13 protein-coding genes are annotated in these 14435 nt (G+C 57.7%); 8 read left to right on the forward strand and 5 right to left on the reverse strand.

The genetic code is table 11. The features are described from left to right. Positions 1–8 precede the first annotated feature (8 nt). A complete protein-coding gene (locus tag FJD38_RS18470; protein WP_146386789.1) occupies positions 9–386 on the reverse strand; it encodes a Rid family detoxifying hydrolase in 378 nt (125 codons plus the stop codon). Positions 387–414: 28 nt separating this feature from the next. Next, positions 415–1551 carry an NAD(P)/FAD-dependent oxidoreductase gene (locus FJD38_RS18475; protein ID WP_146386791.1) on the reverse strand — a complete coding sequence of 379 codons (1137 nt, stop codon included), beginning with the start codon at positions 1549–1551 and terminating at the stop codon, positions 415–417. 177 nt (positions 1552–1728) lie between these two features. On the opposite strand from FJD38_RS18475, the gene FJD38_RS18480 reads away from it, so the two are divergent. From FJD38_RS18480 to FJD38_RS18495, 4 genes are all read left to right on the forward strand, one after another. Then, a complete protein-coding gene (locus FJD38_RS18480; RefSeq protein WP_122783156.1) occupies positions 1729–2361 on the forward strand; it encodes a helix-turn-helix domain-containing protein in 633 nt (210 codons plus the stop codon). 9 nt (positions 2362–2370) lie between these two features. After that, positions 2371–3066, forward strand: coding sequence for a tRNA (adenine(22)-N(1))-methyltransferase (locus tag FJD38_RS18485; RefSeq protein ID WP_122783157.1), 696 nt, complete (start codon positions 2371–2373; stop codon positions 3064–3066). Positions 3067–3245: 179 nt separating this feature from the next. After that, positions 3246–3761: a cupin domain-containing protein gene (locus tag FJD38_RS18490; RefSeq protein WP_122783158.1), complete on the forward strand. Its 516-nt coding sequence runs from the start codon at positions 3246–3248 to the stop codon at positions 3759–3761. A 107-nt stretch (positions 3762–3868) separates the two neighbouring features. Further along, positions 3869–4288: a hypothetical protein gene (locus FJD38_RS18495; protein ID WP_146386793.1), complete on the forward strand. Its 420-nt coding sequence runs from the start codon at positions 3869–3871 to the stop codon at positions 4286–4288. Between the two features lie 29 nt (positions 4289–4317). On the opposite strand, the gene FJD38_RS18500 is transcribed toward FJD38_RS18495, so the two are convergent. Further along, entirely contained in the window at positions 4318–6471 is a 2154-nt protein-coding gene (locus tag FJD38_RS18500; RefSeq protein ID WP_146386795.1) for a TonB-dependent siderophore receptor, read from the reverse strand. Between the two features lie 257 nt (positions 6472–6728). On the opposite strand from FJD38_RS18500, the gene FJD38_RS18505 reads away from it, so the two are divergent. Beyond that, the gene (locus tag FJD38_RS18505) at positions 6729–7415 is read left to right on the forward strand and encodes a type 1 glutamine amidotransferase domain-containing protein (protein ID WP_146386799.1); all 687 of its coding nucleotides are present in this window, start codon (positions 6729–6731) and stop codon (positions 7413–7415) included. 227 nt (positions 7416–7642) lie between these two features. Beyond that, a complete protein-coding gene (gene nadA / locus FJD38_RS18510) occupies positions 7643–8701 on the forward strand; it encodes a quinolinate synthase NadA (RefSeq protein WP_122783174.1) in 1059 nt (352 codons plus the stop codon). A 141-nt stretch (positions 8702–8842) separates the two neighbouring features. Here the strand turns inward: nadA and FJD38_RS18515 are convergent, their stop codons facing one another. After that, the gene (locus tag FJD38_RS18515; RefSeq protein WP_146386801.1) at positions 8843–10273 is read right to left on the reverse strand and encodes a M48 family metalloprotease; all 1431 of its coding nucleotides are present in this window, start codon (positions 10271–10273) and stop codon (positions 8843–8845) included. Positions 10274–10392: 119 nt separating this feature from the next. Here FJD38_RS18515 and FJD38_RS18520 point away from each other — a divergent pair, with 119 nt between their 5' ends. After that, the gene (locus FJD38_RS18520; protein ID WP_122783176.1) at positions 10393–10632 is read left to right on the forward strand and encodes a sulfurtransferase TusA family protein; all 240 of its coding nucleotides are present in this window, start codon (positions 10393–10395) and stop codon (positions 10630–10632) included. 31 nt (positions 10633–10663) lie between these two features. Further along, positions 10664–11734 carry an AI-2E family transporter gene (locus tag FJD38_RS18525; RefSeq protein WP_122783177.1) on the forward strand — a complete coding sequence of 357 codons (1071 nt, stop codon included), beginning with the start codon at positions 10664–10666 and terminating at the stop codon, positions 11732–11734. Between the two features lie 68 nt (positions 11735–11802). Here the strand turns inward: FJD38_RS18525 and acnB are convergent, their stop codons facing one another. Next, positions 11803–14403 (reverse strand): bifunctional aconitate hydratase 2/2-methylisocitrate dehydratase, encoded by a 2601-nt coding sequence (gene acnB / locus FJD38_RS18530; protein WP_122783178.1) that lies wholly within the window; start codon positions 14401–14403, stop codon positions 11803–11805. Positions 14404–14435 lie beyond the last annotated feature (32 nt).

Consider the following 14435-nt stretch of genomic DNA (forward strand, 5'->3'; position numbering starts at 1 on the left):
AAAGAGGATTAGCGCGTGCCGACCCACGCCTGGACTTCGATTTCCACATCGACCCCCAGCGCCAGTTGCGCACCGACGGTGGAGCGCACCGGGAAGCCATTCTGGAAGTGACGCTTGTAAACTTCGTTGAAACCAGCGAAATGCTTCATGTCCGATAGCCATACCGTGGTCTTGACCACTTGATCAAACCCCGCGCCGCACTCGACCAGGGTTTCTCCGATACGCGCCATTGCCGCTTCGGTTTGCTCACCGATGTCGCCATGCACGACCTCGCCCTGGGGGTTCATGGGGATTTGGCCGGACAGAAAGAGGAAATCACCCACCCGGATCGCTTTGGAAAACGGGTAAGGCAGGTGGCTAGGGAATCGCTGAAGATGGTCAGACATGGTGATGAGCCTCGGTTAGAAAGAATGGTTAACGCAGTCGGGCAGGGGCCATGCGCTGCGGGTCGACCCCGTGTTCGCGCAGGGTTTGCGGCAGGGGTTGATTGAGCAGTTGGGCGCACGCCAGTTGCGAAACCCCAGCCGCAGACTGGATGCCGTAGCCGCCTTGTGCGGCCAGCCAGAAGAAACCTTCGCAGTGATTGTCCCAACCCACTACCAGATCGCCGTCGGAAACGAATGAGCGCAGCCCCGCCCATGTGTGTCGAGGCCGGCGGATAGATAAGGTGGTGGCGGCTTCGATGTGGAAAATTCCGGTGGCAATGTCCAGCTCTTCGGGCATTACATCGTGTGGCACCACGGGGTCGGCATTGGCGGGGGAACCCAGGAGCTGACCGGCATCGGGCTTAAAGTAGAAGCTCTCGTCGATCCCTATGACGGCCGGCCAGCGCGAGAAATCCACTCCTTCAGGCCCGTCGAAAGTAAAAGCACTTCGCCGACAAGGCAGTAAGCCCACGGGTTTGACGCCACACAGCACGGCCACTTGGTCGGCCCAGGCACCTGCGGCATTGACCAGATTACGCGCCCGTATTTGACGGCCATCGTCCAGGGTCAATTGCCAGTGATCGTTGGCCCGGATAGCGCCAGTCAGTTGTGCATTGCACTGCAACACACCGCCGCTACGGCTCATGCCCCGCAAAAAGCCTTGATGCAGCGCATCTACATCCAGGTCTCGGGCCTCGGTTTCCAGCATCGCGCCGACGACGGCTTCCGGGCGCAGGCACGGAACCCACTCCAATGCTTGGGCGGTATCAATCAATGACACCTTGCCTGCTCGGGCTTTGCTGGCTTGGTAAGCCTTGTCCAATAAGTCGCGTTGTTCTGCGCCGGCAATATATAAACAGCCGCGTGGCTCCAGCAGGGCGTGCTCAGTAAAGGCGGCCGGTGGCTGTTCATAAAAACCCCGGCTGGCGCGGGTCAATGCCTGGACTTGCGGCGTTCCGTAATTTTCCATAAACATCGCAGCGGAACGACCGGTGGAGTGATAACCCGGCTGGCTTTCGCGCTCCAACACCACAACACGGGCATGGGCTGCCAGGCGATACGCCACTGAGGCTCCCGCGATACCGGCGCCGATTACGGCGAAATCGAAACACTCGCTGTCATGCATGCCAACTATTTCCTTCGGGTAGGGGGGCAAGAAGAAGATTACGGGTAGGCGCTTAAATTCTCATATGAGAGAAATGTAAGATATGAGAATTATCCAGTCAACCCTTATCCCTAGGTCATGCGGCCCGCGCCGGTTCGGCTATATACTGTGCGGCTATTTTTACCCTGGAGAGTTCGTATGAGTTCTGATCGAAACTCGTCCGCTTCGGGCCATCAGGCCCAGCCACCGATAGATCGCACGCAAGTCGGTGCGCGATTGCGCGATATCCGTAAACATCAGAAATTAACGCTCAAGCAATTGTCCGAGCGCTGCGGCGTAGCGTTGTCGACCTTATCGAAAATGGAACTGGCGCAAGTGTCGGTCAGTTACGAAAAGCTCGCCGCAGCGGCACGTGCCCTGGGTGTTGATATTGCTCAGCTCTTCAGCCCGATTCAGCTGGCGCCAGGGGCCGCACAGCCGACAGTGGTCTGCTCGACCATCGACAGCGCGGCGGGTTACAGCACGGGGACTTACGACTATTACCCGATGGCGGGGGATTTTCCGGCTCGCACGATGACGCCCATGTATGCGCGGATCAGTGCCCGGGATATGACGCAATTCGAGGACTTCATCCGTCATCCCGGGCAAGAGTTTGCCGTTGTCCTTGCCGGGCGAGTGCGCATTCAATTCGAAACCGGAGAGTCAGTCAGCATCGGTAACCGTGAAACGGCTTATTTCAACAGCGCCATTGGCCATATTTACCTGTCAGAAAGTGACGACGGGGCTGACGCTGAAGTGATGGTGGTGATGTCAGACATTCGTGAACATTAAGGATTTGCTGTGAATCAACACACCTTGTCCATGCGCCTTGAGCGGGTGGCGGCACATATGCCAGCCGGTGCGCGGTTAGCAGATATCGGCTCGGATCACGGCTATTTGCCGGTGGCCTTAATGCGCCGGGGACTGATTGCGGCGGCGGTGGCAGGGGAGGTGGCTTTGACGCCGTTTCACGCAGCGCAGCGCACCGTGCGCGACAACGGTCTCGAAAAGCAGATCACTGTGCGCAGGGCCAACGGTCTTGAGGCGATTGAGCCGCAAGACGACATTACGGCGATCAGTCTGTGCGGCATGGGCGGTGAAACTATCCGCGACATCCTTGAAAACGGCAAAGCGCGTCTGAGCGGCCAAGAGCGTTTGATCCTGCAGCCCAACGGCGGCGAGCAGCCTTTGCGCCAATGGTTGATGGAAAACAGTTACCGCATCGTTAGCGAAGAACTGCTCAGTGAGAACAGCTTCTACTACGAAATCATCGTCGCCGAGCGTGCCGGGCCGGTGGTGTATAGCGCCGAGGAGTTGTACTTCGGGCCCTTGCAGATGCAGGCGCGTAGCCCTGTGTTTCTGAGCAAGTGGCAGCGCATATTGCGCCATAAACAGCAGACCCTGGCGCAGTTCGCCAAGGCGCGGCAGGCCGTGCCAGACGTGAAAGTGCACGAGGTTGCTCAACAGGCCCGGTGGATTACTGAACTGTTGGGCTGAAATCGATGCCGGGTGCGCAACCGACCGTGCCCTGGTCAGCGATTCAAGCTTGGGGTCTGTGCGCGCCCATGCCGGCGCTCGCGGAACACTTCGTTTAATGAATTATTTGTTAGTTGTCCCGATACTGGCCCGAGACGACGATAGCGAATATTCATCCACACACGAGGCAACCCCGTCCCATGCAGCCACTAAGACACTCGCCCCGGCATTTCTCCATTCAGCGGTTAGGCCTGAGCACGGCGGGGGTTATCGCACTCACCTTTGCCGCCTTGAGTGGTGCTCAAGCGGCCCCCTCCGGGACCGACACCATCAAGGCGTTCAAACTCTGTACGGGGGCTGATAAAGCCTCGCATGTGGTGGAGGGCACCATTGACCAGAACATGCGCAATGACGTGACCTCGATTCACTTCAAGCAGACCCCGGCGCATGCGGCCTATGACTGGCACAACGACCCCGAGCCGCAATACGTCATCACATTATCGGGCACGTTGGCATTCGAGACGCGCGGCGGTGAGACATTCACCTTGCACCCGGGTGAGGTGCTGGTGGCCGAAGACAATACCGGCTCAGGCCATCGCTGGAAGATGGTCGACGACCAGCCATGGCGTCGTGGCTATGTGGTGCTGAAACCGGGCGCGCAGGACTCGTTTGTGCCGAAAGACCCCGCGGCCGCAAAAGTCTGCATAGCGCCTTGAACACAGGGGGCAATGGTTTGGGATTTTACGATTGGTAAAAACTTCCAGCGCGACGACAGTCGCGTTGGCTCATAGGCTGCTTCTTTTCAAGCCGTGGGGATTTTCCAATGCTAACTCGCCTTATTACCTGCTCACTCCTGGTTTCACTCGCTTCACAGGCAGCGGCCAACTGCGACGTGCCGGCTTCACTGGTGGGTAAAACCATGATCAATGTGGCCGACCCTCACTACTCCCCCAGTAACCCTAACGCCGGTAATTTGCTGCGGTTGAAGCTGGATGAGGGGCGTTACCAGCTCGAAGTGCTGGGCACGGAGGTGATGTCCAGCGGTGACTATGTGTATCGCAAATATGCCCATGACCTGGGGCAGTTGGTCATGCAGGAGGTCTATCAAGGCGAGCCTGTGCATTACACCCTGACACTGGTGTGTGAGACCGGCCGGCGAGGCACCTTTGTGTTCAGTCAGCAATCGGGGCCGATCAAGCCCGATATTCGACAAAATACCGGGCGCTATAACCTGTCGCACTGAGTGCCGGACGATTCAGGCGTTTGATCCGTTTATAGCGTCCACTTGAGCGAAAACATCACGTTACGCGGATCACCATAGGTCCCGCTGCCACTGGCTGTGGGGATGCCTTGCCAGTATTTTTGGTCAAGCACGTTATTGAGGTTAACCCGTGCATCCCAGTGCTCATCCAGTCGATACCCTGCCATGAGGCCAACCACCCCGTAGGCACCTTGCTCTGCATGGCCATTGCCGACCCGACCATAGGTCTTGCTTTGAGCCAGTACGTCCGCACCGATGCGGGCTTTGTGCAAGTTGCCTTGCAAGTGGTAAGTGGTCGCGGCCTTGAACAGATGCTTGGGTTGGTTGGGAGCGAACAGGTTACCTTTGTCAAACGCCTTGTCTTTGACGTACTGGCTCAGTACCAGTGTGTAAGCGGCTGAAGCTTGCCAGTCCGGGGTGAGGGCGCCACTGATCTCTGCATCCAGGCCCCGGCTTCGCACTTCGCCTGCGGCCTCGTAGCAGGTGCGGTTGGTTGCAAGGCAGTTGGCGGGCTGGGTATCAAGCGCATAAGCGCGGTTTTCCTGAGTCATGTCGAACAGCGCCAGCGAGGCATTTAGCTCGCCGTCGAAGTATTCGCCCTTGATGCCCACTTCATAGCTTTCACCGGTCATGGGTTGGAGCACGGAACCCGCGACATCCTGTTGCGTTTGTGGTTTGAATATTTCGGTGTAGCTGGCGTAGACCGAGTAAGTCTCGTTAAGGTCGTAGATAACCCCTGCGTAAGGCGTGACTTGCTGGGTGACTTTATAGTCCCCTGCGCCTGAACGGTTGTCGTAGTCGTACCAGCTCAGCCGGGTGCCGATAATCACGTGCAGCGGGTCAAAGGGGTTGAAACGTGCTGCCGCATAAATGCCTTCTTCGGTCGCCGTATTCTGGCTTTGATACGGGGTGCGATCGGCAATGTCCGGCTTGGGAATGACGCCGGGATCGAAGTTGTAGATGTCTATGGGAATGGCCTTGGACCAGAACCCCCCTTTTTGATCGAACTTTTCCTGACGACGGCTCGCGCCTACCGTCAACTCATGTTCGCGCCCAAACAATTGGAAGGGGCCGGAAAGAGAACCGTCCAGGTTGGTCTGTACATCGGTGGTGTCATATTGCCCCGATGATTGGGCAAACCCGCCGCCTTTGACCGCACTCAAGTAGCTGGAAAAGGTATTGGATTCGGCCCACACCTTGGCGAAGGCCAGTCTTGAGGTCCAGCCGTTGTCGAAGCGCGTGGTGAGGTCGGTGAACAGGGTTACGTTGTCGCGGTCCCAGTACGCCCAGTCATTGCTCAAGAAGGTTGAACGCGGCAGGTGCAGGTATTCGCCATTCGGGCCTGCGGGCAGGCTCCCCCAGTCCGAGGTGGCATCGTCTCGCTGCTTGGAGGCGCCAAGGGTCCAGGTTGTGGCGTCGCTCAGGTCGGCCTCGACAACACCATAAAAAGTCTGCCGCTGTTTCGCGCGCACATCGATATAACTTTTATCGTCCTCATAAGCCGCCACGATTCGACCGCGCAGGGTGCCTGACTCGTTGAGCCTGTTAGACGCATCGACCTGCGTGCGATAACGGTCCCAACTGCCTGCGCTGGTGGTGATGCTGACCTGCGGCGTGGCGGTAGGGCGTTTGCGCACCAGATTAAGCGTTGCAGAGGGGCTGCCAGCGCCGGTCATCAGTCCAGTGGCACCGCGCACGACCTCCACACGGTCGTACATCGCCAGATCTGCCCCGGCGACCGTATCGAGCGTGAAGGAACTGAGTGTGGTGGGCAGCCCGTCGTACATAAGGTTGTCGATGCTGAAACCGCGCGCCAAAAACTGTTGGCGGTCGCCGCCGAACTTGCGCAGGGTGATACCGGGCGCGTACTTGACCACATCGTTAAGGTCATTCATGCCCTGATCATCCATGCGTTGGCGGGTGATCACACTGACCGATTGTGGGGTTTCGCGGATTGACAGCGGCAGGCCGACCGCTGTGCTCATGGCCCCCGTGGTGAATGAACCACTGCCCTCGGTGGTGGCTGTTCCCGCAACGCCGCTTTCGGCGTTGATCTTCACCTCACCGAGTGTCAATGGGCTTGGCGTGTCTTGGGCCGCCAGAGCGGCCGCAGAGAAACTCAGTGCCAGAGCACCTGTCAACGAAGAGGTAAAGGGAAAGAGCATCGCGCAGGCCTGCAAAGGGAAACGAGGGAAGGGCGATACTAGAGACTTATTCGCGCATGTAAATAGTAATTGTTGCCATTTGCGCAAGATTTGCATTTGCGCTGGAAGGGCTTTCGTTCTTCTTCTATGGGCGTCTGTGTGGGCAGGCAGGGGGAACGCCAATATCCGAGTGGGGTCTACCGGTGGTCTATGCTCCAGAGCCACACCTGCCGGTGGGCTCTTCGGCGGGATCAGACCCGAAACTCAGGAGGCTAACGATGAGCAAGAAGATACTCGTGGTACTGACCAGTGTTGAAAAATACCCCGACCTTAAGCGGCCCACGGGCTTGTGGCTGGGCGAAGCGGTGCATTTTGTGCAGAAGGTCGAAGCGGCCGGGTATGAGGTCGATTACGTCAGTCCGCAAGGTGGCTACACGCCCATCGATCCGCACAGCCTGGCCGAAGACATGACGTCTGAAATGGATTGGGAGTGGTATCACAACAAAGCCTTCATGAATCGCCTGGGCGCGACGCTGCGGCCTGATCAGGTCAAGCCGGACGACTACGTGGCGATCTATTACGCTGGCGGTCATGGCGTGATCTGGGATTTCCCGGATAACGAACCGTTGCAGGCGCTGAGTCGACATATTTACGAAAAGGGCGGTGTGGTTTCGTCGGTGTGCCATGGCGCTGTCGGTTTGCTCAATATCACACTCTCCGACGGCCAATTGCTGATCAAGGACAAGCGGGTAACCGGGTTCTCCAACGAAGAGGAAGCGTTGGTGGGGCTGGATAAAGTGGTGCCCTATTTGACCGAAACAGAGTTGGTCAAACGCGGCGCTCACTATCAAAAAGCCGATAAGCCGTGGGCCCCGTTTGCCCTTGAAGACCAGTGCTTGGTGACGGGCCAGAATCCTGCTTCGGGTGGCGCCGTGGCTGACCTCGTATTGGCAACCCTTTCATAAATCTGCATTCCCTTTGTCTGATGCCGACGACGTCTGTCGGCATCAGCGACCCTCAAGCCTTCGTCCACACCACATTAAACTTTTGAATCGCCTGCATATTCTGTAGCCTTGCGCGCGCAATAGATCATCCGTGCCTGATAACACACACTCTCCCGGCCGGACTCGAAAGGTCCAGAGCCGGTGGTACACTCGACTTTCGCGCACTAGCGCTTGCAGGTCTTGCGAACATGACGCAAATTTCTGAACGACTTCTGGTTCAAGCCCATCTGGATGCCAAGCAACCCAAACCGTTGACTGAGGCTCAAGAGGCCACACTGCGCGCTGCGATTGCGGCTGAACTTAAAGCCCGCGACGCGGTGCTGGTGGCCCACTTTTACTGTGACCCGGTGATTCAGGCCCTGGCCGAAGAGACGGGCGGTTGTGTGTCCGATTCCCTTGAGATGGCGCGTTTCGGTGCGGCGCATTCGGCCAAGACGATTCTGGTGGCCGGTGTGCGTTTTATGGGTGAGACGGCGAAGATCCTGACCCCTGAAAAACGCATTCTGATGCCGACCCTCGAAGCTACGTGCTCGCTGGATCTGGGGTGCCCGGTCAAAGAGTTTTCGGCTTTTTGCGACCAGCACCCTGAGCGCACGGTGGTGGTGTATGCCAATACGTCGGCGGCGGTTAAAGCGCGTGCTGATTGGGTAGTGACTTCAAGCTGTGCACTGGAAATCGTCGAAAGCCTGATGGACAACGGTGAAACCATCATCTGGGGCCCGGACAAGCATTTGGGCCGTTACATCCAGCGTCAGACGGGCGCCGACATGCTGCTGTGGGATGGCGCGTGCATCGTCCATGAAGAGTTCAAGTCCAAGCAGCTTGAAGACATGAAGGCGTTGTACCCTGATGCTGCGATTCTGGTGCACCCGGAGTCACCGGAGGCGGTCATTGATCTGGCTGATGCGGTGGGTTCGACCAGTCAGTTGATCGCAGCGGCGCAAAACCTGCCGAACAAGACGTTTATCGTGGCCACGGATCGCGGCATTTTTTACAAAATGCAGCAGCTGTGCCCGGACAAGGTGTTTATTGAAGCGCCCACGGCCGGTAATGGCGCAGCGTGCCGCAGTTGCGCGCATTGCCCGTGGATGGCCATGAATACCCTTGAGCGCACGCTTGAGTGTCTGCAGCAGGGGACAAACGAGATATTTGTCGATCCGGCCTTGGTGCCGAATGCTGTGCGACCCCTTAAACGGATGTTGGACTTTACCCAGGCTGCTCGTTTGAAACTGGCGGGGAATGCCTGAGCCCCAACCCTCTCCCAAAGGGAGAGGGGGCTTAAGATCGACACTAATCAGTTCCCTCTCCCAAAGGTAGAGGGGGCTTAAGATCAACACTAATCGGTTCCCTCTCCCTTTGGGAGAGGGCTAGGGTGAGGGGCTTTCCAGTCAGTTCATCATTTCTTTGAGCGCCCGCTCCTGATCCATCAGCTCGCGCTTGCGCGCATCCAGCCTTGCTGACAGCTGGAAGTTGTTCGTCAGCTTCTGGGCATAATCCAGTTGTTGAATGGCCTGTCGGTAATCCCCTACCAACGCAAAATATTCTGCCCGCGCCTGATGCAAGCCAATAATGTTGCCCGACAAACCTCGTGTTTCAGCCACCGAGTACCAGACATCCGGGTCGTCGGGACGGCTTTTGAGCAGGGCTTCCAGCGCCTTGTCCGCTTCCTTCGGTTTGTTTTGCTTGAGCAACAGATCTACGCGCATCTGGTTGAGCGGGTAATTGCCCGGATACAACGTACGCATGCGATCAACCCGTTGCTGAGCTTCATCCAGTCGGTTGTTGGCCATGTCCAGCTCGATTTGCGCCAGGTTGTAGGTGATGTCGTTGGGCGACTTGTCCAACAGCACCTTTAGATTGGCGCGCGCATCGTTGAACTGGCTGCCTTTTATTTGGGCGATCGCCAGACCATAACGGGCAACATCGTTCTTCGGATTTTCGTCCAGCTGCTGGCGAAAGCGCTTGGCCGCAATGCCGGGTGTTTCTTCGTAATTGAGCTGCACGCGTGCGCGAATCAACTGGTAACGCAGGCTGTCTTCCGTACCGCCGGGCCGGGCTTGCTCAGCACGGTTGCGGGTGTCGGCGATACGCGATTCGGTTACCGGGTGAGTCAGCAGGAACTCGGGCGGCCTTGAATCAAAACGATATTGACGCATCAAGCGCTCAAACATGGTGGGCATGGAACGCGGGTCGTAGCCGGCTTTTTCCAGATTGAGCAGGCCGATGCGGTCGGCCTCTTGTTCATTTTGTCGCGAGAAACGCCGTTGCTCTTGCAGGGCTGCGGCCTGAGTGCTGGCAATAGCGGCAATGCCGGCGTCACCTGCACCTGCAGCGGCGGCCACGATCCCGGCCAGCAGGGCGGCCATCATCGGCAGCTGCATGCGTTGTTGGGCTTCCACGCCGCGCGCGAAGTGACGTTGTGATAAGTGAGCCAATTCGTGAGCCAGTACCGAGGCGTATTCACCTTCGGTTTGAGCATTGAGAAACAACCCGCCGTTGACCCCGATGATTCCGCCCGGTGCGGCAAAGGCGTTGAGCTGCGGGCTGTTGATCAGAATGAACTCAAGACGGCGGTCTTGTACTTGACTGGTTTCAACCAGCTTATAAACGCTGGTTTCAACGTAATCCTTGAGCTGCGGATCGTTGAGTTGTGACACCTGCCCGCGCAGCATGCTCAACCATGCGCGGCCCAGTTGGTACTCTTGTTGTGGGGAGACAACGGACGAGCTGGCGTCACCCAGAGACGGTAAATCGTCGGCGAAACTCGGTGATGCGAGCAGGCAAGCGAGCGTCAACAAGGTCGGGCGCAGAAAAGTCATGCACAAAGCTCTGGTCGGTAAAGCGCTTACTGTAGCTGCACACGTGGCTGGCGACCAGTAGCGGCTCGGCTTGGGGTATTCTAGCCGGCCGCAAAAGGCCCACTTCAGAGGAATCCTTCATGAATGAAACCTTCGCCCATGACGTTGAGCTGGATACGTCAGGCTTGAACTGCCCGTTGCCATTGCTCAAAGCCAAGATGACCCTGAACAAAATGCTCAGTGGTCAGACGCTTAAAGTCATCGCTACCGACGCAGGCTCTGTGCGCGACTTTCGTACGTTCGTGCGTTTGGCCGGGCATGAGATGTTGCATGAACATGTCGATGCCGGCACTTATCGTTATTGGCTGCGAAAGGCTTGAAGCCTGCGCAGCGTTCTTCTGAGGAAAACTGATGTTCAAAGTGCTACGTGGTTGGGTTCAGCGCTACTTTTCAGATGAGGAGGCCGTGGTGCTGGCGGTACTTCTGGTGCTGGCCTTCACCGCTGTACTGACTTTGGGTGGCATGTTGGCGCCGGTTTTGGCAGGTATGGTACTGGCCTATTTGATGCAGGGGCTGGTGGTTGCGCTGGAGCGCCTGCGAGTGCCCGCAGCGGCGGCTGTCGGGTTGGTGTTTGCGCTGTTTATGGGGTTGTTGCTGGTGTTTCTGGTGGTGGTGTTGCCGTTGCTGTGGCACCAGTTGATCACGCTGTTCAACGAGCTGCCTGGCATGCTTGCCAAGTGGCAGTCGCTGTTACTGCTGTTGCCGGAGCGCTACCCGCATTTGGTATCGGATGAACAAGTCCTGCAAGCCATCGAAGTGGCCCGCAGCGAAATAGGAAAATTCGGTCAATTGGCCCTTACCTTTTCCCTGTCCAGCTTGCCACTGTTGGTCAACATCATGATCTATTTGGTGCTGGTGCCGATTCTGGTGTTTTTCTTTCTTAAAGACCGCTCACTGATTGGTCGTTGGGCGCGGGGTTACTTGCCTCGTGAGCGGGCGCTGATTACCCGTGTCGCCGAAGAAATGAACCGCCAGATTGCCAACTACATTCGCGGCAAGGTCATCGAAATCTTTATTTGCGGCGGTGTGACCTACATCGCTTTCGTGACGATGGGGCTTAATTACGCGGCTTTGCTGGCATTGCTGGTGGGGGTTTCAGTGGTGGTGCCCTATGTGGGTGCGGTGGTCGTCACGGTGCCGGTGCTGTTGATCGCGCTGTTTCAGTGGGGCTGGAGCGATCAGTTCATTTACCTGATGGCGGTGTACGGGATCATTCAGACCCTGGATGGCAACGTGCTGGTGCCGTTGTTGTTCTCCGAGGCAGTGAGCCTGCACCCGGTGGCAATCATTTGCGCCGTGCTGTTGTTTGGCGGGTTGTGGGGCTTCTGGGGGGTGTTTTTTGCAATCCCGCTGGCGACCTTGTTCAAGGCCGTACTCGACGCCTGGCCGCGTGAGCAGCAAGCGGTCGCGCCGCTGCTGTGAGTCACTGAACGCCAGACATGAAAAAGCCCCGGACTTCGCAGCCGGGGCTTTTTCGTTACAGCATCAACTTACGCTTGAATAACCGGGATATTGGCATTGGCTGCCGCTTCACGGAATTCGGCGATCTGATCAAAGCTCAGGTAGCGGTATACGTCCGCTGCCATGGTGTTGATCTCTGCCGCGTAGGCCATGTATTCCTCAACGGAAGGCAGGCGACCCAGGATCGAGGCAACCGACGCCAACTCAGCCGAAGCCAGGTAAACGTTCGCGCCGTCACCCAGACGGTTCGGGAAGTTACGGGTCGACGTCGACACAACAGTCGAGTTCGGTTCTACACGTGCCTGGTTACCCATGCACAGCGAGCAACCTGGCATTTCCATGCGAGCGCCCGCTTTGCCGTAGATGCCGTAGTAGCCTTCTTCGGTCAGTTGGTGAGCGTCCATCTTGGTCGGAGGCGATAGCCACAGACGAGTTGGCAGCTGACCTTTGACCTTGTCCAGCAACTTGCCGGCAGCGCGGAAGTGGCCGATGTTGGTCATGCACGAACCGATAAACACTTCGTCGATCTTCTCACCGGCAACGGTGGAGAGCAGACGGGCGTCATCCGGGTCGTTTGGCGCGCAGAGCACTGGCTCGTTGATGTCAGCCAGATCGATTTCGATGATGTGCGCGTATTCGGCGTCAGCATCGGCTTCCATCAGTTCAGGATTGGCAATCCAGGCTTCCATCGCTTGAGCGCGGCGCTCAAGGGTACGTGCATCGCCGTAACCTTCACCGATCATCCAGCGCAGCAGGGTGATGTTGGAGTTCAGGTATTCGGTGATCGATTCTTTGGACAACTTGATGGTGCAGCCAGCAGCGGAACGTTCTGCCGAGGCGTCGGACAGTTCGAACGCTTGCTCGATGCTCAGGTTGTTCAGACCTTCGATTTCCAGGATGCGACCCGAGAACTCGTTGATCTTGCCTTTCTTCTCTACCGTCAGCAGGCCTTTCTGGATGGCGACGTAAGGAATGGCATGAACCAGGTCACGCAGGGTGATGCCCGGCTGCATTTCGCCTTTGAAGCGAACCAGAACCGATTCCGGCATGTCCAGTGGCATTACACCAGTGGCTGCGGCGAATGCCACCAGACCCGAACCTGCAGGGAACGAAATGCCCATTGGGAAGCGGGTGTGCGAGTCACCACCCGTACCGACGGTGTCCGGCAGCAGCATGCGGTTCAGCCAGCTGTGGATGATGCCGTCGCCCGGACGCAGGGAAACGCCGCCACGGGTCATGATGAAGTCAGGCAGGGTGTGGTGGGTGGTCACGTCGATCGGCTTTGGATAGGCCGCGGTGTGGCAGAACGACTGCATCACCAGATCAGCGGAGAAGCCCAGGCACGCCAGGTCTTTCAGTTCATCACGGGTCATTGGACCGGTGGTGTCCTGAGAACCTACGGTGGTCATCTTCGGTTCGCAGTAAGTGCCCGGACGTACGCCGGTAACGCCGCAAGCCTTGCCCACCATCTTCTGCGCCAGGGTGAAACCCTTGGTGCTTTCGATCGGTGCTTCCGGCTTTTTGAACAGGTCGGATGGGCCAAGGCCCAGTTCAGCGCGAGCCTTCTCGGTCAGACCACGGCCGATGATCAGCGGAATACGGCCGCCAGCGCGAACTTCATCCAACAGAACCGGAGTTTTCAGTTCGAAGGTGGTGATGACTTCGTCAGTACCGTGCTTGCAGACCTTGCCAGCGTGCGGGTACAGGTCGATCACGTCGCCCATGTTGATGTTGGAAACATCGAATTCGATTGGCAGTGCGCCGGCATCTTCCATCGTGTTGTAGAAGATCGGAGCGATTTTGCTGCCGAAGCAGAAACCGCCAGCGCGCTTGTTCGGCACGTAAGGCACGTCGTCGCCGAAGAACCACAGTACGGAGTTGGTAGCCGATTTACGCGACGAACCGGTACCTACTACGTCACCGACGTAAGCGATAGGGAAGCCTTGACCGCGCATTTCTTCAATTTGCTTCATCGGGCCGATGGAGCCTTGCACGTCCGGCACGATACCGTCGCGGGCCATTTTCAGCATGGCCAGGGCGTGCAGCGGGATGTCAGGGCGCGACCAAGCGTCTGGAGCAGGCGACAGGTCGTCGGTGTTGGTTTCGCCGGTGACCTTGAATACGCGCAGGCTGATTTTGTCGGCCAGGGTCGGACGGTTCTTGAACCACTCGCCGTCAGCCCAGGACTGCACAACTGCTTTGGCGTGCGGGTTGCCGTTTTTGGCTTTTTCAGCAACGTCGTGGAAGGCGTCGAACATCAGCAGGGTGTGCTTGAGTTGCGTTGCGGCAACCGGAGCCAGCTCTGCGTCGTCCAGCATCTCGACCAGAGTCACGATGTTGTAGCCGCCTTGCATGGTGCCCAGCAGCTCAACAGCGCGCTTTTTGTCGATCAGGGGGGAAGTCACTTCGCCTTTGGCGAGGGCGGACAGGAAGCCGGCCTTCACGTAGGCAGCTTCGTCAACACCAGGTGGAACGCGGTTGGTGATCAGGTCAACGAGGAACGCTTCTTCGCCAGCTGGCGGGTTTTTCAGCAGCTCGACCAGGCCTGCGGTTTGTTCGGCGTTAAGCGGCTGGGGAACGATACCCAGGGCTGCACGCTCTTCGATATGTTTGCGGTAGGCTTCAAGCACAGTTATTACCCTCATCATTGGTCCCAAATGGG

This window comes from Pseudomonas saxonica, assembly GCF_007858365.1.
GTDB classification, from domain to species: domain Bacteria; phylum Pseudomonadota; class Gammaproteobacteria; order Pseudomonadales; family Pseudomonadaceae; genus Aquipseudomonas; species Aquipseudomonas saxonica.

Bases quoted from the DNA above. Each gene is read 5' to 3' on its own strand.
- FJD38_RS18505 (WP_146386799.1), top strand. From the start codon at position 6,729: ATGAGCAAGAAGATACTCGTGGTACTGACCAGTGTTGAAAAATACCCC.
- FJD38_RS18515 (WP_146386801.1), bottom strand. From the start codon at position 10,273: ATGACTTTTCTGCGCCCGACCTTGTTGACGCTCGCTTGCCTGCTCGCA.
- FJD38_RS18480 (WP_122783156.1), top strand. From the start codon at position 1,729: ATGAGTTCTGATCGAAACTCGTCCGCTTCGGGCCATCAGGCCCAGCCA.
- nadA (WP_122783174.1), top strand. From the start codon at position 7,643: ATGACGCAAATTTCTGAACGACTTCTGGTTCAAGCCCATCTGGATGCC.
- FJD38_RS18495 (WP_146386793.1), top strand. From the start codon at position 3,869: ATGCTAACTCGCCTTATTACCTGCTCACTCCTGGTTTCACTCGCTTCA.
- FJD38_RS18500 (WP_146386795.1), bottom strand. From the start codon at position 6,471: ATGCTCTTTCCCTTTACCTCTTCGTTGACAGGTGCTCTGGCACTGAGT.
- FJD38_RS18520 (WP_122783176.1), top strand. From the start codon at position 10,393: ATGAATGAAACCTTCGCCCATGACGTTGAGCTGGATACGTCAGGCTTG.
- FJD38_RS18475 (WP_146386791.1), bottom strand. From the start codon at position 1,551: ATGCATGACAGCGAGTGTTTCGATTTCGCCGTAATCGGCGCCGGTATC.
- FJD38_RS18490 (WP_122783158.1), top strand. From the start codon at position 3,246: ATGCAGCCACTAAGACACTCGCCCCGGCATTTCTCCATTCAGCGGTTA.
- FJD38_RS18525 (WP_122783177.1), top strand. From the start codon at position 10,664: ATGTTCAAAGTGCTACGTGGTTGGGTTCAGCGCTACTTTTCAGATGAG.
- FJD38_RS18470 (WP_146386789.1), bottom strand. From the start codon at position 386: ATGTCTGACCATCTTCAGCGATTCCCTAGCCACCTGCCTTACCCGTTT.